This is a genomic window from Enhygromyxa salina (assembly GCF_002994615.1).
Classification (GTDB): Bacteria; Myxococcota_A; Polyangia; order Nannocystales; family Nannocystaceae; genus Plesiocystis; species Plesiocystis salina_A.
Window position 1 is genome coordinate 1 of record NZ_PVNK01000266.1, and the last position, 662, is coordinate 662.

Annotated in this window: 2 rRNA genes; both read right to left on the reverse strand. The window is 57.6% G+C overall.

Features of this window, described 5'->3' with window-relative positions:
- Positions 1-84, reverse strand: a 23S ribosomal RNA gene (locus ENSA5_RS30655); the annotation flags it as partial.
- Between the two features lie 460 nt (positions 85-544).
- Positions 545-662 (reverse strand): 16S ribosomal RNA (locus ENSA5_RS30660); the annotation flags it as partial.

The following is a 662-nucleotide window of genomic DNA, read 5'->3' on the forward strand; positions in this document are numbered from 1 at the left end:
TCCCCGTGGCTTTTCGCAGGTATCCACGTCCTTCATCGTCTCCTGGTGCCTAGGCATCCACCGTGTGCCCTTTGTAGCTTGACCTCACTGGCGCCTTGCGTCGGTTGCCCGAACTTCGGCGCCAGCGTGTCCCGTAAACCACCGTCAGATGAGTCGAATCCGAGGTTCCTTTCGTCACCACGAACCCTACTTTTTGCAGTTCTGCTGAGCAGAACTCGTTTGCTCGAGACTCACCCTGACCAGCTCTCCAGCTGGCCAAATATGAGACTCAGTGAGCGTCTCTCGACGCTCATCGACGGAAATTGTGCTACTCGGTTGATCGCTCTCTCAGCCCGAGGTGTGTACCTGGGGGATGAGTTTGCGACCATCCGGTGGTCTTGTTCGTCTATCCAGATGTCAGGGAGCACCCCAAGGGTGATCGCCCCTGAAAACTGGGGAGTAGGGGACCACGAAACATGCACTTGGTAACAACCTGACCGAGGTCAGGGTGCGCCCACGGGTTCGACCTGAAGTGCTCGAGCTCGAGGCTCGGGCGAACTCCTAGAAAGGAGGTGATCCATCCCCACCTTCCGGTAGGGATACCTTGTTACGACTTCACCCCAGTCACCGATCACTCCTTGGTAAGCGCCCTCCCGAAGGTTAGGCTACCCACTTCTGGAGCA